This window comes from Yoonia sp. JB2-21 (assembly GCF_055693545.1).
In genome coordinates this window covers 582,706-604,743 of the sequence record NZ_JBVFUC010000001.1, presented here as the reverse complement: position 1 = coordinate 604,743, position 22,038 = coordinate 582,706, and the positions used below count along the sequence as shown (strand labels likewise).

Annotated in this window: 21 protein-coding genes, 1 tRNA gene and 1 pseudogene; 10 read left to right on the top strand and 13 right to left on the bottom strand. The window is 55.4% G+C overall.

All coding sequences use genetic code 11. The annotated features are described in order from the left end of the window. Positions 1–5: 5 nt before the first annotated feature. Positions 6–407, bottom strand: coding sequence for a hypothetical protein (locus ACZ1G5_RS03030; protein WP_472731447.1), 402 nt, complete (start codon positions 405–407; stop codon positions 6–8). Continuing rightward, positions 404–1,606: a pyridoxal phosphate-dependent aminotransferase gene (locus ACZ1G5_RS03025; protein WP_472731446.1), complete on the bottom strand. Its 1,203-nt coding sequence runs from the start codon at positions 1,604–1,606 to the stop codon at positions 404–406. Before ACZ1G5_RS03025 ends, ACZ1G5_RS03030 begins: the two co-directional genes overlap by 4 nt. Before the next feature lie 81 nt (positions 1,607–1,687). Here ACZ1G5_RS03025 and ACZ1G5_RS03020 point away from each other — a divergent pair, with 81 nt between their 5' ends. The 3 genes from ACZ1G5_RS03020 to ACZ1G5_RS03010 all read left to right on the top strand — a co-directional run bounded on the left by ACZ1G5_RS03020 (position 1,688) and on the right by ACZ1G5_RS03010 (position 2,952). After that, positions 1,688–2,074 (top strand): helix-turn-helix domain-containing protein, encoded by a 387-nt coding sequence (locus ACZ1G5_RS03020; RefSeq protein ID WP_472731445.1) that lies wholly within the window; start codon positions 1,688–1,690, stop codon positions 2,072–2,074. Position 2,075: 1 nt separating this feature from the next. Further along, positions 2,076–2,345 (top strand): succinate dehydrogenase assembly factor 2, encoded by a 270-nt coding sequence (locus tag ACZ1G5_RS03015; protein WP_472731444.1) that lies wholly within the window; start codon positions 2,076–2,078, stop codon positions 2,343–2,345. Between the two features lie 154 nt (positions 2,346–2,499). Further along, entirely contained in the window at positions 2,500–2,952 is a 453-nt protein-coding gene (locus ACZ1G5_RS03010) for a MarR family winged helix-turn-helix transcriptional regulator (RefSeq protein ID WP_472734262.1), read from the top strand. A gap of 162 nt (positions 2,953–3,114) precedes the next feature. On the opposite strand, the gene ACZ1G5_RS03005 is transcribed toward ACZ1G5_RS03010, so the two are convergent. From ACZ1G5_RS03005 to ACZ1G5_RS02970, 8 genes and pseudogenes are all read right to left on the bottom strand, one after another. Next, the gene (locus tag ACZ1G5_RS03005) at positions 3,115–3,831 is read right to left on the bottom strand and encodes a DUF1194 domain-containing protein (protein ID WP_472731443.1); all 717 of its coding nucleotides are present in this window, start codon (positions 3,829–3,831) and stop codon (positions 3,115–3,117) included. Then, the gene (locus tag ACZ1G5_RS03000; RefSeq protein WP_472731442.1) at positions 3,828–5,210 is read right to left on the bottom strand and encodes a DUF1194 domain-containing protein; all 1,383 of its coding nucleotides are present in this window, start codon (positions 5,208–5,210) and stop codon (positions 3,828–3,830) included. Before ACZ1G5_RS03000 ends, ACZ1G5_RS03005 begins: the two co-directional genes overlap by 4 nt. 26 nt (positions 5,211–5,236) lie before the next feature. Continuing rightward, a complete protein-coding gene (locus ACZ1G5_RS02995; protein ID WP_472731441.1) occupies positions 5,237–5,665 on the bottom strand; it encodes a VOC family protein in 429 nt (142 codons plus the stop codon). A gap of 95 nt (positions 5,666–5,760) precedes the next feature. After that, a tRNA-Glu gene (locus ACZ1G5_RS02990) sits at positions 5,761–5,835 on the bottom strand. Positions 5,836–5,909: 74 nt separating this feature from the next. Then, positions 5,910–7,672, bottom strand: a pseudogene (gene recJ, locus ACZ1G5_RS02985) (single-stranded-DNA-specific exonuclease RecJ). An 83-nt stretch (positions 7,673–7,755) separates the two neighbouring features. Further along, a complete protein-coding gene (gene glpX, locus ACZ1G5_RS02980) occupies positions 7,756–8,721 on the bottom strand; it encodes a class II fructose-bisphosphatase (protein WP_472731440.1) in 966 nt (321 codons plus the stop codon). A gap of 65 nt (positions 8,722–8,786) precedes the next feature. Then, on the bottom strand, positions 8,787–10,073 hold the full coding sequence (locus ACZ1G5_RS02975) for a homoserine dehydrogenase (RefSeq protein WP_472731439.1): 1,287 nt from the start codon (positions 10,071–10,073) through the stop codon (positions 8,787–8,789). Between the two features lie 54 nt (positions 10,074–10,127). Continuing rightward, entirely contained in the window at positions 10,128–10,346 is a 219-nt protein-coding gene (locus tag ACZ1G5_RS02970) for a hypothetical protein (protein ID WP_472731438.1), read from the bottom strand. 98 nt (positions 10,347–10,444) lie between these two features. Here ACZ1G5_RS02970 and ACZ1G5_RS02965 point away from each other — a divergent pair, with 98 nt between their 5' ends. Then, a complete protein-coding gene (locus ACZ1G5_RS02965; RefSeq protein WP_472731437.1) occupies positions 10,445–11,032 on the top strand; it encodes a TetR/AcrR family transcriptional regulator in 588 nt (195 codons plus the stop codon). Positions 11,033–11,082: 50 nt separating this feature from the next. After that, a complete protein-coding gene (locus ACZ1G5_RS02960) occupies positions 11,083–11,565 on the top strand; it encodes a hypothetical protein (protein ID WP_472731436.1) in 483 nt (160 codons plus the stop codon). Here the strand turns inward: ACZ1G5_RS02960 and ACZ1G5_RS02955 are convergent. From ACZ1G5_RS02955 to ACZ1G5_RS02945, 3 genes are read right to left on the bottom strand one after another with little or no spacing between them, the layout of a single operon-like run. Beyond that, a complete protein-coding gene (locus tag ACZ1G5_RS02955) occupies positions 11,562–12,176 on the bottom strand; it encodes a TadE/TadG family type IV pilus assembly protein (protein WP_472731435.1) in 615 nt (204 codons plus the stop codon). The genes ACZ1G5_RS02960 and ACZ1G5_RS02955 overlap by 4 nt on opposite strands. After that, a complete protein-coding gene (locus tag ACZ1G5_RS02950) occupies positions 12,173–12,757 on the bottom strand; it encodes a TadE/TadG family type IV pilus assembly protein (RefSeq protein ID WP_472731434.1) in 585 nt (194 codons plus the stop codon). Before ACZ1G5_RS02950 ends, ACZ1G5_RS02955 begins: the two co-directional genes overlap by 4 nt. Further along, complete coding sequence (locus tag ACZ1G5_RS02945; RefSeq protein WP_472731433.1) at positions 12,757–14,451, bottom strand: pilus assembly protein TadG-related protein; 1,695 nt, start codon at positions 14,449–14,451, stop codon at positions 12,757–12,759. The genes ACZ1G5_RS02950 and ACZ1G5_RS02945 overlap by 1 nt, the downstream gene beginning before the upstream one ends. A gap of 418 nt (positions 14,452–14,869) precedes the next feature. Between ACZ1G5_RS02945 and ACZ1G5_RS02940 the strand changes: the two genes are divergently transcribed. The 5 genes from ACZ1G5_RS02940 to dnaG all read left to right on the top strand — a co-directional run bounded on the left by ACZ1G5_RS02940 (position 14,870) and on the right by dnaG (position 21,912). Beyond that, positions 14,870–16,123, top strand: coding sequence for a sarcosine oxidase subunit beta family protein (locus ACZ1G5_RS02940; RefSeq protein ID WP_472731432.1), 1,254 nt, complete (start codon positions 14,870–14,872; stop codon positions 16,121–16,123). Between the two features lie 48 nt (positions 16,124–16,171). Beyond that, positions 16,172–16,435, top strand: coding sequence for a sarcosine oxidase subunit delta (locus tag ACZ1G5_RS02935; RefSeq protein WP_472731431.1), 264 nt, complete (start codon positions 16,172–16,174; stop codon positions 16,433–16,435). Beyond that, entirely contained in the window at positions 16,432–19,338 is a 2,907-nt protein-coding gene (locus ACZ1G5_RS02930) for a sarcosine oxidase subunit alpha family protein (RefSeq protein ID WP_472731430.1), read from the top strand. Before ACZ1G5_RS02935 ends, ACZ1G5_RS02930 begins: the two co-directional genes overlap by 4 nt. After that, positions 19,331–19,852, top strand: a complete 522-nt coding sequence (locus tag ACZ1G5_RS02925) for a sarcosine oxidase subunit gamma (protein ID WP_472731429.1) — start codon at positions 19,331–19,333, stop codon at positions 19,850–19,852. Before ACZ1G5_RS02930 ends, ACZ1G5_RS02925 begins: the two co-directional genes overlap by 8 nt. 92 nt (positions 19,853–19,944) lie before the next feature. Continuing rightward, entirely contained in the window at positions 19,945–21,912 is a 1,968-nt protein-coding gene (dnaG, locus tag ACZ1G5_RS02920) for a DNA primase (RefSeq protein WP_472731428.1), read from the top strand. Positions 21,913–22,038 lie beyond the last annotated feature (126 nt).

Below are 22,038 nucleotides of genomic sequence, written 5' to 3'. Positions count from 1 at the left end.
CTGCCCTAGCTTGACTTATTCAGGCGGTCCGCTTTTTTGCGAACCAAAACGCTGCGCAAATCATGCATCGCCATCAAGAGCTGGTCTGTGATGAGTTCAAGCTGCGCATCGCTGGCTTTTGATTGTGCCCATTGTGCCGTCAGGTTGAGGTGATCCATTGCTCGGTGGATATCATCGATGTCGCGCGCGGCCAGAACATCAAGACGCGCTTGCATCCATTTTTCGATGATATCTTCTTCCTCTGCGGTCAGTGTCGCCTCACCATGCGCTTTGAAGTCACCGCGGTTGGTATTCACCACGGCGACCTGGGCCATCTCAATCCGCCTTTCCCGGTTTTCGGTGTTGATACGGAAGACAACTGCGCCATTGTCGCGCACGCGGAAATAGAGTTCTGGCAAATCGGTCATGTCAAACCTTCGCAGAAAGTGATGATCCGCTGGCATGCTTCTTTCAGCGCTGCGTCTGCTGTCGCATAGCTGACCCGAAAGTTGGGGCTGAGACCGAAAGCAGCACCAAAGACAACCGCGACGCCGGTTTCTTCCAAAAGCGCGGTTGCGAAAGTTTCGTCGTTGTCGATCAAAGTACCAGCGGCAGATGTCTTGCCGATGCAGCCCGCGATGGAAGGATAGACATAGAATGCGCCCTCTGGCTTCGGGCACACAATGCCGGGGGCTTTGTTGAGCATGGACACAACCAGATCGCGGCGGCGTTCGAATAGTACGTTGTTGGGCGCAAGAAAGTCCTGCGTTCCGTTGAGCGCCTCGACCGCAGCATTCTGGCTGACAGAGCAGGGGTTCGATGTTGATTGCGATTGCACCTTACGCATTGCCTTGATCAAAACTTCCGGGCCAGCTGCATATCCAATCCGCCAACCCGTCATTGCATAGGCCTTGGAGACGCCGTTCACTGTCAGCGTGCGGTCATAGAGTTGCGGTTCGACCTGTGCAGGGGTGCAGAACTTGAAGTTCCCGTAGGCCAGATGTTCATACATATCATCCGTCATGATCCAGACATGCGGATGGCGCAGCAGGACGTCGGTGAGTTCTTTGAGTTCAGACCAGCTATAGCCCGCACCGGTCGGGTTGGATGGGGAATTGAACAAGAACCATTTTGTGTTTGGTGTGAGCGCGGCCTCTAGCTGAGCTGCAGTAATCTTGAAATTCGCCTCCAGCGTTGCCTCCACCGTTACGGGCGTCCCACCGGCCAGCAGGACCATATCAGGGTAGCTGACCCAATAGGGGGCGGGGATGATTACTTGGTCACCGGGATTCAGGGTCGCCATGAAGGCGTTGTAAAGTACCTGCTTGCCGCCCGTTCCAACGGTGACTTGGGCAGGTTCATATGCCAGATCATTATCTCGCTTGAACTTGGCGCAAATCGCCTCTTTCAGCTCGGATATACCATCAACGGCGGTGTATTTGGTCTTGCCAGCCGCAATCGCTGCAACAGCGGCATCTTTGATGTTCTGGGGTGTGTCAAAGTCGGGTTCGCCGGCGCCAAGACCAATCACATCCCGCCCGGCAGCCTTGAGTTCGGCGGCCTTGGTGGTGACAGCAATTGTCGGAGACGGTTTGACGCGGTCCAGTGTCGCAGAAAGAAATGTCATCTGAAGATCCGATGGTAAAAAGGTAATGCCTGTGACATAGGACGCAAACACAGCACATGGCAAGCATCGAAGGATGGCGATATGGCAGACGACCAAGACTGGTTTGGCGAAGATACGGCAACTTTTGGTGATCGACTGGCCGGAGCGCGTGAAGCGGCAGGTTTCGATCAAAAAGGATTGGCGGCAAAACTGGGCGTTAAACAACCTGTGATTGCTGGGTGGGAAAACGACCTGAAAGAGCCCCGCGCGAACCGGCTTCAGATGGTTTCCGGCATCTTGGGCGTCTCTATGACATGGCTTTTGACAGGTGTTGGCGAAGGTCCCGATGCGCCTGATGACGAAAGCCCCATGACAGACGATCTTGTCGATCTGCTGGCGGAGATGCGTGCGTTGCGCGGTCAGATCGTGCAATCAGGCGAAAAGTTGGGGCGCCTCGAAAAGCGCCTGCGTACTGCGTTGAAGAACTAAGATGACTGAGACGCGCGAAACCATGATCAAGCGGCTGCATATGCGATCAATGCGGCGCGGGATCAAAGAAATGGATTTGATTTTGTCTGCCTTTGCGCAGGCAAACCTGGCAGGTTTCTCGGAAGAGGCTCTGATGCTTTATGATCAGCTGCTGTCTGAAAATGACCATGATATCTATGGCTGGATTGGCGGTAATATCCCCACGCCAGAGGCCTATCTGGATATTATAACGCGGATTGCCAGCGGTGCCGAAGGTGTGACCCGACCTTAGTTAAGCGCTAATTGTCGGCTTAACTGAATATTGTTTGTTTCGTTTTATCCCCGTTGGGCGAACAGAATAACGGAGCAACAGAGCAATGAGCATTCATACCGATTTGGGCGAAGGTGAAGCGCCGGGCAGGTCGGCGGCGCGAAGTGCCGCATTCATGGATTCCTACCTTGATGCTTTGACACTTGTTGAACGGCTGCATCGTCTCTTGCTTGATGTCATAAAAGATGAATTTGAGCGTGTTGGACTGCTTGAAATCAACCCTGTGCAGGCGCTTTTGCTTTTCAACGTCGGCGACAATGAAGTTACGGCAGGTGAACTAAAGTCGCGCGGTTATTATCAGGGCTCTAACGTGTCCTACAACCTTAAGAAATTGGTTGAGGCAGGCTATATGCATCATGAACGCAGTGAGATTGACCGCCGTTCCGTCAGGGTCCGGCTGACCGAAAAGGGGCGCGGTGTGCATGTTTTGGTCACACGGTTGTTTCGCACGCATTCTGAAGGGTTGATGGATCGCGGCGTGCTGGATCACCAAGGCGTTGAGGACATCACGACAGCGTTGCGCCGCGTTGAACGCTATTGGACTGAGCAGATACGTTACATCTACTAGCGCGACATATGCGGCAAATCGGCCTTTTCCGGATATTGATGCTGACGCGCTTCAGTCAGTCAGATAATCGGAAGAGACTGGTTAACGAGGGCAAGGGTTTGATGGGTCGGCGCGCTGGAGCGCCGACCCATTTTCTATTGAACGGGCGGAACATGTGAAGCGCTATCGACGCTCCGTATCCAACTGCCCCAGGACGATACTTGCCAATTCGCGTAGCAGCTTACGCTCCATTGCTGCGGCAAATTCCTCAAAGCCAAGCGCAGTTTCAACAAAGGCGTCAGAGCCTCTGATCACATATGATCTGTAGTATGAAGATAACTCCTTTATGTCTGCAAACCGTTCATCTCCGCCGCGCAGGTTTCCTGAACCGACCACCAAACCATTGACGACGACACCGGGCGGTGTGCGATCTGGTCCGATGTCTTGCGGTCTTGGGCCAGTATTGGTCTGCCCATCACCAGACAAATCAAGTGTCCGCTTCCAACAGTCTGCCCGCTGCTCTAGAAACGTAAAACCGGCGAGCATTGCGGACCCGATTGCTGTTGTTGGGGCTGCCACCTCACGCGGGTGGGTGTGCAGTGTCATTGATATCCGAGCGAGATCGTTGGCGGTTTGTATGGCTGTCCAAGGCACAATGATCGTCTGGTCGCCTGGGCCGCTCCATTCGTAAACCAATATTTGAATTGGCGCGTCAGGTTGGACAAACAAGACGTCTTTGACGTCATCACTGTTCAGCGCGAGTGCAAGCCCATCGAGTTGCAAACGGTATTCGGTCGCATCGACGGACCCAGACACATCCATGCCCAGCGCAAGCGCCTGACGACAAGCAGCATCCAGTATGTTTGGAACGACAAGACACGGCAGAATAAAGCGGATCAACCGTCCGACCCATCTGGAGCATATAATCGTCCTACCGCAAGGGCAGAGAGTTCTTTCAGAAGTTTGCGTTCCATCGTTTCAGCGTAGTCATCGTAGTTTCTCGCCACTTCAACGAATGCCAAAGGCCCACGGACCACGTTTTCTTCATAATAGATCACAAGATCATCAAGCGCTTGTCGGCCGACCTGGTCACCGAAAAAGTTTCCTGACCCAACAACCAGTCCATTCACTGTGACACCGGTGGGCGTCGCATTTTCCGGGATATCTTGGGGGGCAGGGCCTGTGTTGGTTTCGCCATCTCCTGACAGATCAAGCGTACGCGCCCAACAATCAGGATGTTCTTCAAGATAGGCAAAACCAGCAAGCAGGGCAGAGCCGACCGCGGTGTTGGGTGCCGCTACGCCACGGGTATGCGCTTGCAGCCTTGCGGTAACAGATGCCAGATCGGCCGGTCCTGTGATCGTTGTCCAAGGCACAATGATGGTTTGATTGACCGGTCCGCTCCATTCAAACACGTGAATGCGGATGGGCGCATCAGGTTGCAGAAAGAGGATGTCTTGCACAACGGGGGCGTTCAGGGCAGCGACGACACCATCCAGTTGCAGTTGGTACTCTGCGTCATCAACGGAACTCGAAACATCCAGCCCAAGTGAAAGTGCCTGGCGGCAAGCGGCATTTGCAAGACCGGGGAGCAGCAAAAGAGTGAGGCAGAGGCGGATCATCCGTTCGAGATCTTCCCCGTTGGCGACGCGGCCAATAATCTGCGCTGTTAGCTCCCTGACGAGCTTGCGACGCATAGCGGTCTCAAAATTCTCAAATCCGTCCGCAACTTCGACAAATGCAGTGGGTCCACGAACAACGACAGTGTCATAGTAGTCATGTGCAGTTCCCGACGGTTCGGCAATCACCAAACCGTTCACGATCACGCCGTCGAACGGAAACGTCGCATAAACCTCGCGTGGACCAAAGCCTTCGTTGTTTTCACCATCACCGGACACATCAATGGTGTGGAATAGGCAACCGGGCGCTTTTTGCAGCTTGAGGGATGCGTAGCCCAGGGCATGCCCCATAGCTGTGGGGAGTCCACTGGCGCTGCGCATGCTGCCGCGCAACTGATCCGCAACGTCCAACAAGTCTGACGGTGCGGTGATCAATGTCCACTCCAGCAAATCTGTTTGATGCCCGCGTCCACTCCATTCAAAAATCTGCAGAGCAACGGGCTCAGGGCTGGAAAAGAAAGCGGTGCGTACTTCCGGGGCGATGAGCGCGGATGCGAGACCATTGCGCTGCAAGAGATCTTCACCTGCGTCGATCGAGGAGGAGATATCTAACGCCAGAACCAAAGCAAGGCGGCAGGCCTCTGCCGGGGCTGCTGCCATGCAAAGACATGAAAGGATACCGACCCTTACCAATGGCCGGTATTTTCCATGCTTGCCCAGGGTTCCGCTGCGGGCAGGCTGTCGCCCTCTTGCAGAAGCTCAACCGAGATGTTGTCGGGTGAACGTACGAACGCCATACGCCCGTCCCGCGGTGGACGATTGATGGTCACGCCGTTGTCCATCAAGTGCTGGCATGTTTCATAGATATTCGGGACGCTATAGGCGAGGTGGCCAAAGTGCCGGCTATCGCTTGGCAGATCGTCGTCTCCATCCCAATTGTACGTCAGCTCGACCGGGCATTCCTCTTGTCCGGGTGGTGCCATAAAGATCAGACTGAACCGCCCACCTTCACTATCATGTCGCCGGGTCTCTTTCAGTCCAAGCAGTTCATAGAAGGCCATCGACTTCTCAAGGTCTTTCACGCGGACCATGGTGTGAAGGTATTTCAGGGACATCGGTTTCTCCAGTCGTCGTTGTTCCAGTCAAGCCTAGCCAACGGTGAGCCACAGTAAATGCCTAATACAGCAATTTGATGTTGTGGAGAAACCAATGGCAGTCCCTAGGGGAATCGAACCCCTCTTTCCAGGTTGAAAACCTGGCGTCCTAACCGATAGACGAAGGGACCACACTTGGTGCGCCGCTTTTAGGGAAACCGTGACCGGCGCGCAAGAGGGTTTTTTCGTTTTTTACACCTTGGCTTCAATGGGCCGGGGCCGCGTCTTCCAACCGCAATTGGACCGATTGTCGTCCTTGCCAAGTGTTGACTTCCAACCGTCCGGCCAGATGGAATCGCGCCCCGTTGTGGCCGATCAACATCGGGCCAAGTGGGCCGTCCATCGCTCCGAAACTAATCGCGTCAATGCGCCCTCCTAAGCCATCGCCAAAAGTGATTTTGAGATGGTTGGCGCCTACCTGCTTTGCGAACTGGATTTGGCAATCCGGGAAAACAAATCGTGGTGCAGGAGCCCCCGCACCAAAGGGTCCTGCATCTTCAATCTGTTTCACCAGATCAAGCGTTGCGGCGCCGGGCATCAATATGCCGCTGATCCTCAGGTCCGCAGGGCCAATATCTGCAGCCCCTTGCTTGGCCAGTAGATCGCTGAGCCTGTCCATTGCCTCTTCAAGTTTGTCGCGGGCAACTGTCAGGCCAGCAGCCATCTTGTGACCACCCCCTTGATCAGCTGCCCGTCATGGGCGGCCCGTTGGATCGCCGCACCAAGATCTATTCCAGTCACAGATCGCCCTGATCCTTTGCCTTCGTCACCCTCAAGTCCGATAACGATGGCGGGGCGATTGGTTGCCTCTTTCAGTCGTGCCGCAACAATACCCACAACGCCCGGATGCCAGCCTTCACCCGCCGCCCAAACCAATGGCCGGTCCAGCCCGCGCGATGTCGCTTGTTCTAATGCAAGATCGCGCACCTGCGCTTCGACCTCGCGCCGGTCGGTGTTCAATGTGTCCAGCTTTGCCGCAAGCGCCTCTGCCTCGTGGCGATCCATGGTGGACAAGAGCCGCGCACCGAGGTCTGCCTTGCCGATGCGTCCACCTGCATTGATCCGTGGTCCAAACAAGAACCCTAAATGATAGCTTGTGGGCGCTTGGTCGAGGCCTGCAACATCTGCGAGTGCGGTAAGGCCGATGCGCTCTCGCCGCGCCATCACCTTCAGTCCTTGCCGTACAAATGCGCGGTTGACACCAATTAACGGGGCCACGTCGGCAACGGTCGCCAATCCCACCAGATCAAGCATGGCCATCAGGTCCGGCCCGTTTTGTCCACTGTCACGCAATTGTCGGTTTGCATCGACGAGCATCAAGAAAACAACGCCTGCTGCGCAAAGATGTGCAAGTTCGCCAGTTTCATCCTGCCTGTTTGGATTGACCACGGCTACCGCGTCCGGCAACGTTTCGCCCCCGAGGTGGTGATCGAGGACGATGACATCAGCACCCACCGCAGCAGCAATCGGACCATGTGAAAGCGTGCCGCAATCAACGCAGATAATCAGGTCATGATCCTGCGCCAATCCCGCCATCGCGTCATCATTTGGTCCATACCCCTCATCGATCCGGTCAGGGACATAGAGTGTTGCGGACAAACCTATGTCGCGCAGCCAGGTGATCAGGAGCGCGGCGGAGCTGCCGCCATCGACATCATAATCCGCAAAGATGGCGATCCCCTGTTTGGTTTTGACAGCGTGCAGAAAGCGCTGCGTTGCGCGGTCCATATCTTTTAGGCCCTGAGGATCAGGCAAGAGATCACGCAAGGTCGGGGACAGAAATGCCATTGCATCCTGCGTTTGAACGCCTCGCCGGACCAAGATACGGCATAGCGCCGGTGCAAGCTCAGTTTCCTGCGCCATTGCTTCTGACAGGCGATCCTCTTCCGCGGTGGGTCCAACCCAGCGGCGGCCCGTCGCAGAGGCGGATACATGTAGGAAAGCGGGTTTATCTGGTGTGTCAGTCATTAAGCGTCACAATATGCAGCGTGGCCCCGTTTGACCACGCCTACCTTCGTGTGTTGCCGAAAATAGTGACGGACGTGCTTAATCTATGTGACAGGGTTACGGTAGATCATGCGTCGCACTGATCCCGTCTTTGAACGCATCAAGATCGTCTCGGCGGTCACAAAGCCGACCTCACGCTTGATCCCCGGCACCAATGATCCGTCTGTCACGCCAGTCGCAGCAAAGATCACATCGCCCGTCACCATGTCATCGCGGGTATACACCCGGTCAAAATTTGTGATCCCTGCCTTTTTTGCGCGCCCACGTTCATCATCATTGCGAAACATCAGGCGACCAAAAATCTGCCCGCCCATGCACTTCAGCGCGGCTGCGGCCAGTACGCCTTCGGGCGCTCCCCCTGATCCCATGTACATATCGATGCCAGTCAAATCCGGTTCTGCACAATGCATGACGCCAGCGACATCACCATCGGTGATCAGTCGGATAGCGGCACCAGTGCCGCGGATTTCTGCAATCATGTCTTCGTGGCGTGGGCGTTCGAGGACGCAAACTGTAATGTCGTTGGTCGAGCAGCCTTTGGCCGCAGCCAGTGCCGAAACACGCTCTGATGGTGACATATCAAGCGTGACAACACCCGGGCGCAAACCCGGCCCAACAGCAAGTTTATCCATGTAGACATCGGGGGCATGTAGCATCGATCCGCGTGGGCCCATGGCAATGACTGCCAGTGCATTGGGCATGTCCTTGGCAGTCAGTGTCGTGCCTTCCAGCGGATCAAGCGCGATATCGACGCCCGGGCCTGTGCCGGTTCCAACCTCTTCACCGATGAACAGCATTGGCGCTTCGTCACGCTCTCCTTCGCCGATCACGACGACACCAGCGATATCAAGCCGGTTCAGCTGGGTGCGCATGGCGTCCACGGCTGCCTGATCCGCAGCCTTTTCGTCACCGCGCCCGATGAGGGGTGTGCAGGCAATTGCCGCAGCTTCAGAAACACGGGCAAGGCCCAGTGAAAGGTTGCGATCGTTAAAGTCAGTTGCGGCAGGCATGGTAAATCCTTTGTTGCTTAAAATCCCTAAAGCCTGTCCGTGGTCCCGGGACAAGCCTGTTTGCGCTAAACGGCCTCAATCCTGATCGCGACCGGGTCACCGGTGACAACACCTGTTGTTGCGAAACTGGACAGGGCTTCGTCCAGCGCAGATCGGGTTGTCTTATGGGTGACGATCAAAACCGGCGCAGCAGCGTCTTGATGGTCATACTGGCGCATGCGGTCAATTGATATGCCGACTTCGCCCAAGGCATGCGCGACTTTGGCGAGCGCACCAGGCTTATCAAGCAATTGCATCCGCAGATAATACGGCGCAGGCACTGCGGCGCGGGCTGCGCGCGCCTTACGCAAGCTGTGTGCTGGCTGTCCAAAGGTAGAGATCCGCAGGCCGCGTGCAATATCCATAACATCGCCCAAAACTGCGCTTGCCGTTGGCCCTTCGCCGGCACCGGGTCCACGCAGCACAATTTGGCTGACAGAATCGCCTTCGAGTACGACCATATTCGTGCCGCCCTGTAGCTGACCAAGTGGCGAGCTATCTGGCACAAGGCAGGGCGACATACGTTGTTCGAGTCCCCGACCAGTCATCTGCGCGACACCCAACAGTTTGATCTTAAACCCCATGTCAGCGGCTTGTTTGATGTCTTCAATAGTGACGGAGCCGATACCTTCCAGTTCGACGGCATCAAAGTCGACCTGCGTGCCAAACGCGATCGAGGACAGCAGTGCAAGTTTATGCCCGGCGTCAATGCCACCAACGTCTAATTCAGGATCTGCCTCCAGAAAGCCGAGTTGATTGGCTTCGTCAAAGACGGCTTCATAGCTAAGCCCTGCATCCTCCATCCGGGTCAGGATGTAGTTGCAGCTTCCATTCATGACACCCATCACACGACTGATTTCATTGCCGGCCAGTCCTTCGGTCAGGGATTTGACGACTGGTATGCCGCCCGCGACGGCCGCTTCGAAGCGGATGACCCGACCCGCGGTCTCTGCGGCGAGTGCAAGGGCTTGCCCGTGGATTGCGAGCAAGGCCTTGTTGGCGCTTACCACATCTTTACCAGATGCGATCGCAGCTTCGGTTGCGTCTTTTGCCGGGCCTTCGTGGCCACCCATCACTTCGACGAAAACATCTATGTCGTCACGTTGCGCCAAATTTACGGGGTCGTTTTCCCATGCATAGTTGGACAGATCGACATCCCGGTTTTTTGTCTTGGAGCGGGCAGACACAGCTACGATCTCAATGGGCCTGCCAGCGCGCTCTGCCAGCAAAAGCTTATGCTTCTGGACGATCCGAACGATGCCCACACCCACGGTGCCCAGACCCGCAATTCCAAGGCGAAGAGGTGTTGTCATCAAAGGTCATCCATCGTTGCGAGTTGTCAGGGTGGGTCTAGCGAAAGCTGGAGGCTACTGCAACGCGCCGATTTGGCGTTCGCGGATCCGTGCAGCGCGAGCTTGCAACGCATCAATCCGTGCTTGGATCGCGGCTTGTGCATTCTCACCAATTGCTGGTTCTGCTGGGATCTCTGTCAAGTTCGGGTAGGGGGCTTGCCGGGCGGCATCGCTGATGGTTCCGTCAAGTGCGGGAAAGTCAGCGCATGCGGCCAATAAGAATATAAAAAGCATGTTCATTCGCATAATTGGCACACTAACGGTCACTTCTGTACAGGAGCAACCTCTGATCAGGGGTTTCCAAATGAACAAGCGTTCAGTTAAATGCCGCTATGGCACGCAAACAAGGTTCTCACTCTGATATCACAGGCCCGAAGGTTCGTGACGCCGCACTAAGGCTGATTGCCCAACAAGGGTTTGCCGCTGTTTCGATGCGGCAAATTGCTTCTGAAGTGGGTATGCAGGCGGGTGCCCTCTATAACTACACCCCGGACAAACAAACGCTGCTTTTTGACCTCATGCAAAGCCACATGGTGGAATTGCTACATGCGCTAGAGGCCGCCGATCTGCGCGGTACGGCACTCCAACGCCTAGAAGGCTTTACCCGTTTTCACATTCAATTCCACCTTCCTCGGCCGGATCAGGTTTTTGTCTCCTACATGGAGTTGCGCAACCTCTCAGCTCCAAATTTCGAGGCAATCGAACGGATGCGCCGACAGTATGAAGATGCGCTAGAAGCCATTTTGCGCGCAGGCGTTTCAGAAGGTGCCTTTTTGGTTTCTGACACAAGGGTTACCACAATGGCGTTGATTGCTATGCTGACCGGTATCGGCAATTGGTATCGGGCAGGGGGGCGTCTCGAAACCGAAACGATCACCGCGATCTATTGGGACATGGTCAAGCGGTCGGTCATTGCCTAGGCTTTTGGTTTCTTCTGCGGTAAGGCGTTAACGGAGTTGGAGAAAGTACCATGTTTGAGCCTGATGAAAACGGTGTCTATGCCCGTGTTCAAGCCTCGCCGCCGCGTCGGATTTTTGCATATGGTGTGCAGTTCATTCTAGGCGGCATTTTGATATACTTTACCCTGTCGCATCCCCCCTCGCTGCCGTGGATGATCTTTATGTTGGGTTTTGGTATCATGATGCTGTGGCAGGCAGAGCGACTGCGCCGCGCAACCACGGTGCTTATTGAACTCACTGACACAGAAGTACGCGATAGCGCGGGCACCGTACTTGCACGTATTGATGAGGTTCGTAGCGTTGAGAGGGGGGCATTTGCGTTTAAGCCATCGAACGGTTTCACGCTAGTTCTGCACAGCAAAAAGCCCCGCGCATGGTTGCCGGGGCTTTGGTGGCGTTTTGGGCGCCGTGTGGGTATTGGCGGGGTGACGAACGCGGGTCAGTCGAAATTCATGGCTGAGCAGATTGCCATGCGGATCAAATCGCAGGTCTAGCCCGGGCCGCAGGTCCACCCGCTAAGTTCGTCGTCGGCCGGTGTTGAGTCAAAGCACAGCTTGTTCGAACGTGGCCGGATGACTGTGAATGTTGAGAAGGTTAGGTCTTGAAGACTTGTTGCGGTGAATGGACCAAGACCCAACGAGAATGGCGCATCATATTGAATGCGTGTCTCAACAAGAATATTGTGGTCGAAGGTGTTCATCCTTGGCAGCCGGTCATCTGCCCCAAGTTTGCGCACATCTGCATTTGAAAGCTGGCCCCCAAAACCGCGATGTCGCGACCAAACGCGAACATACCGATCAACTCCGGATCTATAGCGATAAACAGTCACGCGGTAGTCGGGCGCGTCTTCTTCGAATGTTAGCGTCCGCAGCACTTCGCGCGCGCCATTCAGGAACTGTGGTGTGATCACTTCCTCCCGGCTAAACATCTCCGCTATGACGATCGAGGCGCGATTGACGTTTGCCTCGACTCGATATGCATCGAAGTAAACGTACGTCGACAACAGCGCCCAGACCAGAATTGGTGTCACGAGTACCAGCTCGATCGCCATCGATCCTTCTTCGTCCCGACTAAACTTGCGTAAGAGCGTGGGCAGTCGTGTCATCCCGCGTCTCCATCTGTTTCCGCGCGGAACGGTTCAACGACGAATGCGCCCTGCGATACAAGTGCATAGGATCCACCAGCAGCGCTTCCACTATTGTTTTCTACAATCGCTTTGCCCAACCCGGATGTTGGCAAGAACGGGTCGATCCGCACACATGCGCGCAAGATCATCAGCATGTTGTTACCGCTTTGTGCAATCGTCAAAGGGTCACGGTCTAGGTCACCGCGATCAACGCAACTTACTTGACGCGGTATGGGAGCCCAATTCGAAGGATTGCGTTGCAAAAGCTCGATCTCTAGCTGGCGCATGCAGTCTGGAATAATTCCAGCAACCTCGCAGATACGGGTCCGCAAAGCTTCACGGCTTGGGTCTGGCATTGAGCCGACACGAACATCGCGAACAGCAAAATCGACACCGCGTTCCAGCATGACATGCCGGGCCGATATCATTCCACTTTCGTAGGTCATCAAGAACAAGCCAAAGAAGACCGGGAACACGATCACAAATTCGAGTGATGCAGTGCCCTCATCATCGACGGCAAACCTGCGAAGTAGGGATTTTAAATCAGTTGAAGTCAGCATTATTGGGTCAGCCTCAATGCTTTGATCTGCTGTGCAATCGTTTCAAAGATTTCATCAATGCCAGGTTCATCCGCATCAGGGATGAAGTCAGTTTCAAAAGCCTTCAGCGGGTCTGACGCACATTTTGCAATCTGTGCCGCGCCGTCGCCTGCACCCATGGCAATCGTGTAGATTGTCACCGGTGGCTGATTGGGTCGTTCGTTATCAACGTCGTTGGCATAGTCGCAGAGCGTTTCCATCCACGTATCGAAGAGCGCGCGGGATCCCGGATTGTTTGTCAGTTCTTCACGCGACGGTACGGGGTTCTCGGCAATATTATTTCTCCAGTAGTCCATTGGATACTCGGCCCAGCGGACGCGCTCTTCATATGTGTCATATGCGACGTCCCTGTCGATGCGACGGCTTGCTACGTTCACGCCATCTGTCATCACAATCATATACTTCAATGTATCGCTGGAATATTCAGCGGGACGAGAACCGCGGAACGCAGGATCAATGGATGTGATGGCGGAAAGTGTCGGGCGCAATGAGGGATCTAGGAGCGAGATACCCCACTTTACCCCAAGGTGGATCGACGTAAAGCTGGTTGGCCGGAACAGGTTAATCCGCCGCTTCAGCTCTTCTGCATCTTGCGACATTAAGAGGATACTTTCGAACTCTTCCATTGGGCAAACAGGAAAGTCGATACCTTCGTCGTTGTCACTATAGTGCTCAAAAAACTCGACTTGCTCATACTGCTTTGAAACGTTGAATGCGGCTTGTTCAAAGTCTTCAGCTTCAAAGTCGATGCATCGGGCCGGATTTACAAACTGTTCCTCACCGTCAGCCAGGGCAATACCAACCGGCGTATTTGGGTCGGTGGGGTCTTCAGGAATGAAATAGTTGCCGTCCTCATCCTGCGCCGCGTAGGAGCTGCCGATCTGTCCAAGCGAACTGATTGAGTCAGGAGTGATGTTCAGCGCTTTATAAAGGTCGTCATCGATTGCAACCTGCTGCGAGTATGCGATGAGATTGATGGAAATGAGATCGCGATAGTCATCCACCAGAAGCTCATCAATGAAGTCTTCAGCAGCGTCCTGCAAAAGCGACATCTTGGTGCGCTGCTGGGATTCACGCATCACATTCCCGTTGGCATCCCGTTGTGGTTCACCTGTAACCGGGTCAATGACAGCGACTTGCGCTGTAACTTGGTTATTCATTGAGCCGGAGATGTCGAGTACCAGCGAGATTTCGACATTGCCTGCGCCCTGAACAGCCGCCGAGCGCGCAGGCGCCGTAAGTTGATCAATGCCAATCAAACGCAGGTAAAAGGTATTTACGTCAATTTCAGAGTTGACCGACACACGGCTTGCTCCAAGCCCCGGCTCTTTTGTGACATCTGGGGTGCCGATGATCGTGTCGCCAAATCCTGATTTCTCGAAGAAGTCGACAACAACCTCGTCAGCAGGAATGCTCTGGTCAAGACTTGCTGCCGAGAGAACGGCACGGTCCGACACACTTTGCAAAAGCGCGCGGCGCGATTCAAAACGCATGAAGTCAACGGCCATGCCACCAAGTACCAGCATCACGATCAGCAGCAGTATCGTCATGATAATGATGCCGCCTTCCTCATCTCGTCCGAATTGTTTCAGGAAAGCAATTCGTGAGGTTTTGAGCAGATCAAGCTTGCTCAACGGATCGTTAGAGTGCAGCATCGTGAAGTCCCCAATCGCATGACAAAAGCAGCAGGCAACCTCTTCCTGGCGCCATGAGCAGAATTGTTACCATAACAACCAGCATCCTGTGTCAAAAATTGGGCGGGGAAAAGACGGTAGGGCCAATTACATCAGTTTACGTGACGTATTGTGGATTTTTTGCCCCTACTGTTTGAAATTACGAAACAAAACGCATTTGCGACAAGCCTTTAAATTCAGCTTGTTCATCTCCCATTTAAGTTCGTCGGCGGATACCCGCCGGTTCGCCGAATCAGTTAGCGTTTTGTGCAACTTGCTGGTGTGCACACCGGTGGCGGTTCCTCCATAAAGTCGCGCGCTGGCGTCCGATTGTCGAAAAGAGCACATGCATCCGGAGTTTTGGCTTGCTAGGCTCCGCTGGGACCACAAAGGATATGACATGGGTTATTCCGGCTTTCGCGTGATCAAAGAGGGGTTTCGAGGCCAAAAAGGTTGGAAGCCGGTTTGGCGCGATCCGGAGCCAAAGTCAGAATACGACGCCATCATTATTGGCGGCGGGGGGCACGGCCTCTCGACCGCGTTTTACTTGGCCAAAGAACACGGCCTGACAAACATTGCCGTTCTCGAAAAGGGCTACATCGGCGGTGGCAACGTCGGCCGCAACACAACAATCGTCCGTGCGAACTATTTTCTTCCCGGCAACTCAGAGTTCTATTCGCATTCGTTGAAGCTGTGGGAAGGCATGGAACAGGATTTGAACTACAACGTGATGCATTCGCAGCGTGGTTTGATCAATCTGTTTCATTCTGATGGCCAGCGTGATGCTTTCGCCCGACGCGGTAACGCAATGATAAATCAAGGTGATGATGCGATCCTGCTGGATCAAGATGGTGTCCGAGAGCATCTGCCATATTTGGATTTCGATAACGTGCGGTTCCCAATTTATGGCGGCCTTTATCACCCGCGCGGCGGATCGGCGCGCCATGATGCGGTGGCATGGGGATATGCACGTGGCGCAGACCAACGTGGCGTTGATATCATCCAAAACTGCGAAGTGACGGGCATTGATATTGAAGGTGGGGCCGTCAAAGGCGTTCAAACCACGCGCGGAGCAATCCGGTCGAAGAAAGTTGGGATTGTTGTTGCCGGCCGTTCAGGTCAAGTTGCGGCGATGGCAGGAATGCGGTTGCCCATCGAAAGCCATGTTCTGCAAGCCTTTGTGACCGAAGGGCTTAAGCCACTGATTGATCATGTTGTCAGTTTTGGCATGGGGCACTTCTACATCAGTCAGTCTGACAAGGGCGGTTTGGTGTTTGGCGGCGACATTGATTTTTATGCCTCTTATGCGGCACGCGGCAATTTGCCGATGAAAGAGCATGTGATGGACGCGGCGATGACCCTGATGCCCGTGATCGGCAAGGCGAAGGTGCTGCGTTCTTGGGGCGGGATCATGGATATGACCCCGGACGGATCACCGATCATCGACAAGACCCAGACCGATGGACTCTTTATCGATTGCGGCTGGTGTTACGGCGGTTTCAAAGCCGTTCCCGGGTCGGGTTTCAGTTTTGCGCATTTGATGGCGACTGGAAATCACCATGAACCTGCAGCCAAATTCAGATTGGACCGCTTCCGTTCTGGGATTGGATTGATGGACGAAGAGGGCACCGGGTCCCAACATAACTTACATTAGGCATGCACATGAATTTCAATATTTTTGGTCAGGTAGCGGGGGCAGGGCATGCGCATAACTTGCCCTAACTGTGGTGAACGCGACCGCCGCGAGTTTTACTATCAAGGTGACGCGCTCGCCCTGCATCGCCCCAGTGAAGATGCCGGTTTGAGTGTATGGGATGATTATTTGCACAACCGGGACAACCCTGCTGGTGATACGCGGGATCTTTGGTTTCATGAGGCAGGCTGCGGTGCATGGCTGGTCATTGAGCGTAACACGGTGACCCACGCCGTTCACAAAGCGACCCTGGCCGAAAAAGGGAAAAGATGAGACTTAGGCCCCCAGAGCACACGGTAGATTTCACTTTTGATGGCAGGCGGATCAAGGGCGTGCCGGGTGAACCCGTCTCGGCGGCGTTGTTGGCCAACGGGGTCAAGCTGGTTGCGCGTTCGTTCAAGTACCACCGGCCAAGAGGCGTGATGTCCGCCGGATCTGAGGAGCAAAATGCGCTCGTGACTGTCGGGCGCGGTGCGCAGATGGAACCGAATGTACGTGCAACCACGTTAGAGGTATTCGAGGGACTGGAGGTAACCAGTCAGAACGCGTGGCCGTCGCTTCGCTATGATCTGATGGCGGTGAACGATGTCATGTCACCGTTTCTGGCGGCGGGTTTCTATTACAAGACGTTTATGTGGCCACGGAGTTTTTGGGAAAAACTCTATGAACCCGTGATCCGGCGTGCCGCTGGGCTGGGCGCGCTGAGCGGCGAGACCAATCCGGACACCTATGAAAAGGCATTCGCCTTTTGTGATGTGCTGGTGATTGGTGCAGGAGCTGCAGGTTTGATGGCTGCACTGACCGCAGGCCGCGCTGGCGCGGATGTCATTTTGGCAGATGAAGACACGGCGATGGGGGGACGACTGCTGCGCGAGCAGGAGCTCATCGATAGTCAACCCGCCACCGCTTGGGTTGCCGCAACGCTGGCAGAACTTGATAAAATGGGTAACGTCCGTCGGATGACGCGGACCACCGTGACCGGAGCCTATGATCAGGGAACATATGGGGCAGTGGAACGCCTTGCCGGGGGTCGCGCCGAAGGTAAGCCGTTAGAATGTTTTTGGCGCATCGTCGCGAAACGCGCGATCCTTTGCGCAGGCGCGCTTGAGCGCCCGATCGCATTTCCCAACAATGACCGGCCCGGCATTATGATGGCCAGCGCCGTGCGCGCTTATGTGAACCGGTGGAGTGTCGCCCCGGGCAAAGCAGTTTCCATTTTCTGCAATAACGATGATGCGCATCGGACCGCGCGTGATTTGTCAGAAGCCGGGATCAAAATCGCCGCTGTAATTGACAGTCGCGATGATGCGCCGACCGGCGGTGACTATCCAATCTACTCTGGCGCTCAGGTGATTGCGACCAAAGGGCGTCATGGGTTGGAGCGCATCACAATCACCCATAATGGCGGTACGCGGACGATCCTGACGGATTGTCTGGCGATGTCTGGCGGATGGAACCCCACTGTTCATTTGACCTGCCATATGAATGGACGCCCCACATGGCGTGATGACATAGCGTCCTTTGTCCCGACGCCAGATAGCGTTCCAAACCTGCTGACTGCTGGTGCCTGCAATGGTAGCTTCAGCACGCAGGCCTGCCTGACGGAAGGCGCGGATGTTGCAGCAGTTGTCGCAGAGGATTTGGGGTTCACCGTGGAACTGAGTGTTCCCGAGGCGGATGATGCTGCCTATACCATCACGCAACTTTGGTCGGTTCCCGGCAAGGGGCGCAGGTGGGTCGACTTTCAAAATGATGTGCATGTCAAAGACATCAGGCTGGCCGCACAAGAGAATTTTCGGTCCGTCGAACATATGAAGCGGTACACGACGCAAGGCATGGCTCCAGATCAGGGTAAGTCGTCGAATGTCGTGGCTTTGGCGGTTTTGGCGGATGCGACAGGTCGCGGGATCCCCGAAACGGGAACAACAACATTCCGACCACCCTATGTGCCGGTGTCAATTGCCGCGATGGGCGCAGGCAGTCAGGGCAAAGGCTTTGCGCCGGAACGGTTTACGACGTCGCACAAAGCGTCGGTCGCGCGCGACGCACCAATGATTGAAGCGGGGCTTTGGTATCGGCCAAGCTATTTTCCGCAAACTGGTGAAACACACTGGCGGCAATCCTGTGACAGAGAAGTGGGTTATGTGCGCAATGCGGTCGGTGTTTGTGACGTCTCGACCCTTGGTAAGATTGATATTCAAGGCCCGGATGCTGCAGCACTTTTGGATTTTGTCTACACAAATACCTTCTCCACGCTGAAGATCGGGCGCGTGCGCTATGGGCTGATGCTGCGCGAAGATGGGCACGTCATGGATGATGGCACCACGGCGCGGCTGAGTGACCAGCATTTTGTGATGACAACGACCACGGCCGCCGCGGGCCAGGTGATGCGCCATTTGGAATTCGTGCTGCAGGTCTTGCGACCCGATCTGGACGCCAAAATCATCTCGGTCACAGAACAATGGGCGCAGTTTGCCGTTGCCGGGCCAAAGGCGCGTATGCTTCTGAATACTGTCTTGGACAACGAACTTACCGACGAAAACTGGCCGTTTATGGCGTGCGGTGAAGTCAAGATTGGTGGTACTGGCGGGCGGCTATTCCGCATCTCTTTCTCTGGCGAGCACGCCTATGAAATCGCGGTGCTATCGCGTTATGGTGAAAGCCTGTTCCGGCTCTTGGTCGCACAAGCCGAAGTTATGGGCGGCGGACCCTATGGGATGGAAGCACTGAATGTGCTGCGGATCGAAAAGGGATTTATCACGCATGCAGAAATTCATGGCCGCACGACAGCATTTGATATCGGGATGGAGCGGATGGTCAGCCCCAGGAAGGACTGCGTTGGGAAAGCGGCTGCAGCGCGTCCGGGCCTGCGCGGCGAAACGCGTCAGCAGCTTGTCGGGCTGCGGGCGAAGGGGAGCGAGCATACCCTGACCGCCGGCGCACATCTGTTTGAACGGGACGCTGCGGAAACACGGATGAATAGCCAGGGATATGTAACCTCTGTGTGCTACTCGCCGACGCTCGATACATATCTTGCATTGGCCTTTGTAGAAAACGGGCGTGCACGACATGGCGACGTGATCAAGTTGCGTGACCATCTGCGCGATATCACTGAAGAGGTCATAGTCTGCGATCCGGTTTTCTTTGACCCAACCGGAGGACGCGCCCGTGGCTAAATTGATTGCCCTGACGCCTTTCGCTGACCTGTTACCAGTTACGCGCGCCGGGATCACGATAACTGAGGTGGCCTCGCCGCAGCTGATGTCTGTTGCGCCATTTGCAGGGCAAGAGAAGGCCGTTTCTACCAGACTAAACGATCAAGTGTCAGCGGGGCTTGCCCGGCCAAACCGTCGGTTGGGTGCAGTGACCTGGTTCGGACACGGCACGTGGATGGTTGCCGGCGATGTGATGTTGGAGGGTCTTGCTGCGGTGACGGATCAAACCGATGCCTGGGCAATCTTGGAGATATCTGGCACCGTCACTGAGGATGTGTTGGCGCGGCTTGTCCCCGTTGATCTGCGTTTGCAGCAATTCAAGAAGGATCATGTTGCGAAAACGATGTTGGGCCATATGTCGGTGACGATCGTGCGAACGGGGGCGGACGCATTTGAGATTGTGGTGATGCGCTCGTTGGCGCGGACATTGGTGCATGATCTGGATGTCGCGATGCGGTCGCTGGCGGTCCGCTAGGCGGCGCGAGAAGAATTGCCTCCGGCGGAAGTTTGATTAGACATAGAAAAGAGCGGGTGGCGCACCGCTTTGCCATCAGCGATAATGTGAGCATGAGCCTGCCACCCGGATTCTTGGATGAACTGCGCAATCGGCTGTCGTTGGGGCAGGTCGTGGGCCGTAAGGTCATGTGGGACACCCGCAAGTCCAATCAGGGCAAGGGCGATCTTTGGGCGCCATGCCCGTTTCATCAGGAAAAGACCGCCAGTTTTCACGTCGATGACCGCAAGGGGTACTACTATTGCTTTGGCTGCCATGCCAAAGGCGATGCCATCACCTTTGTCCGCGAGACCGAGAATGTGGATTTTATGGAGGCGGTGAAAATTCTGGCTGGTGAGGCCGGGATGCCTGTGCCAGAGCGTGATCCGCGCGCGCAGGAGAAGGCGGACGAGCGCACAGTTTTGGTCGATGTGATGGAGCAGGCGGTGCAGTATCACCGGTTGCAGTTGCAGACGGGCGCTGCGGCAGAGGCGCGCGACTATCTGGAACGGCGAGGGTTAAGCCCGGAAGCGCAGGCGCGTTGGGAGATTGGCTTTGCGCCGCCGAATGGGGGTGTGCTGGAGCAGTTGTCGGGCAACGGGGTCGATCAGAAGCTGATCGTCGATGCCGGGTTGGCGGCAGAGAGCGACCGGGGTAACGGCCTTTATAACCGTTTCCGTGGCCGCATTATGTTTCCGATCCGTGACGCGCGGGGCCGGGCGATTGGCTTTGGCGGTCGCGCGATGGATCCGAACCATCCGGCGAAATACTACAATTCCCCTGAAACGGCGCTGTTTGACAAGGGACGGAGCCTGTTCAACCACGGGCCCGCGCGCGAGGCGGCAGGCAAAGGCAAGCCTTTGGTCGTGGCCGAAGGCTACATGGATGTTATTGCTCTGTCAGAGGCAGGGTTTACCGCAACGGTCGCCCCCTTGGGCACAGCGATTACCGAGGACCAGCTGCGCCTGATGTGGCGGATGGCACCAGAGCCGATCATCGCATTGGATGGCGACACCGCCGGTTTGCGCGCGGCGATGCGCGTCATTGATATCGCGCTGCCGCTGTTGGAGGCGGGTAAATCGCTGCGCTTTGCCTTGATGCCCGAAGGGTTGGATCCGGATGATCTGATCAAGGCCCAGGGGGCAGGGGCGATGCAACGGTTGCTCGATCAGGCGATACCGATGGTCGAGCTGTTGTGGCGGCGTGAAACTGAAGGGCAGAGTTTTGACAGCCCTGAACGCAAGGCGGCCCTCGACAAAGCTCTGCGCGAAAAGATCAAGCTGATCCAAGATCCCTCTATTCGCAACCACTATGGTCAAGCGATCAAGGATATGCGCTGGGCGTTGTTTTCGAACCGTCCGTCCAAGGCACCGCTTAAATCAGGTGCTCGTGCATGGAATTCCCGTCAAGATCCATGGAAACGTGATATCAGCCCCGTCTCAACCTCGCGCAGCTCTGCCCTTGCTACCGGCACAACAAACGAGGAACACCTACGCGAAGCGGTTATCTTTGCCACCCTGATCGTAGCACCCGAAGTCGCCCCGGAGTTTGAAACCGCTTTGGAGCAGATCGACAGTCGGGACCCGATGCACCGCGATTTACAGGGCTGTCTGCTGCGTCATCTTGGCGCAGACGACCTGCGCGGTCTGCTTATTGCTGATCTTGGCGAGGCGCCCCTTGAAAAGCTTTTTGCCCACAACCATGTGGCAATCAGTCCGGCGGTCCGGCGAGGCGGAGACACCGAAATAGCACGACTTTGTTTGGCTGAAGAATTTGCCAAACTGACTGCGCGCAAAGGTCATATACGAGAGATTGAAGATGCGGTCGAAGACCTTGGAGGCGTTGCAGACGAAGGTGTTACGTGGCGTATTGCACAAGCCACGAAAGCCTTGGACAAGGCCGGACGGGGTGATGACGATGACACTGCTGAATATGCCGTTGGCGAAAACGGAGCGCGCGTGAAGAAAGATGAGCAGAGCGCATTTGACCAACTTCTTGAACAGATCGGCTTTGCAAAAGGGCGCGACCGCCCTAAATCGTAGTTTGCGCAACAGATACCAACAACAACACGCGACCTGCTTGCAGATCACCTCGATGCGAGGTTGATTCGATTTTAACCGAATCAGCCGAATCAGTTCGGCGTGGAAATACGCATTCGAAAGGGCATT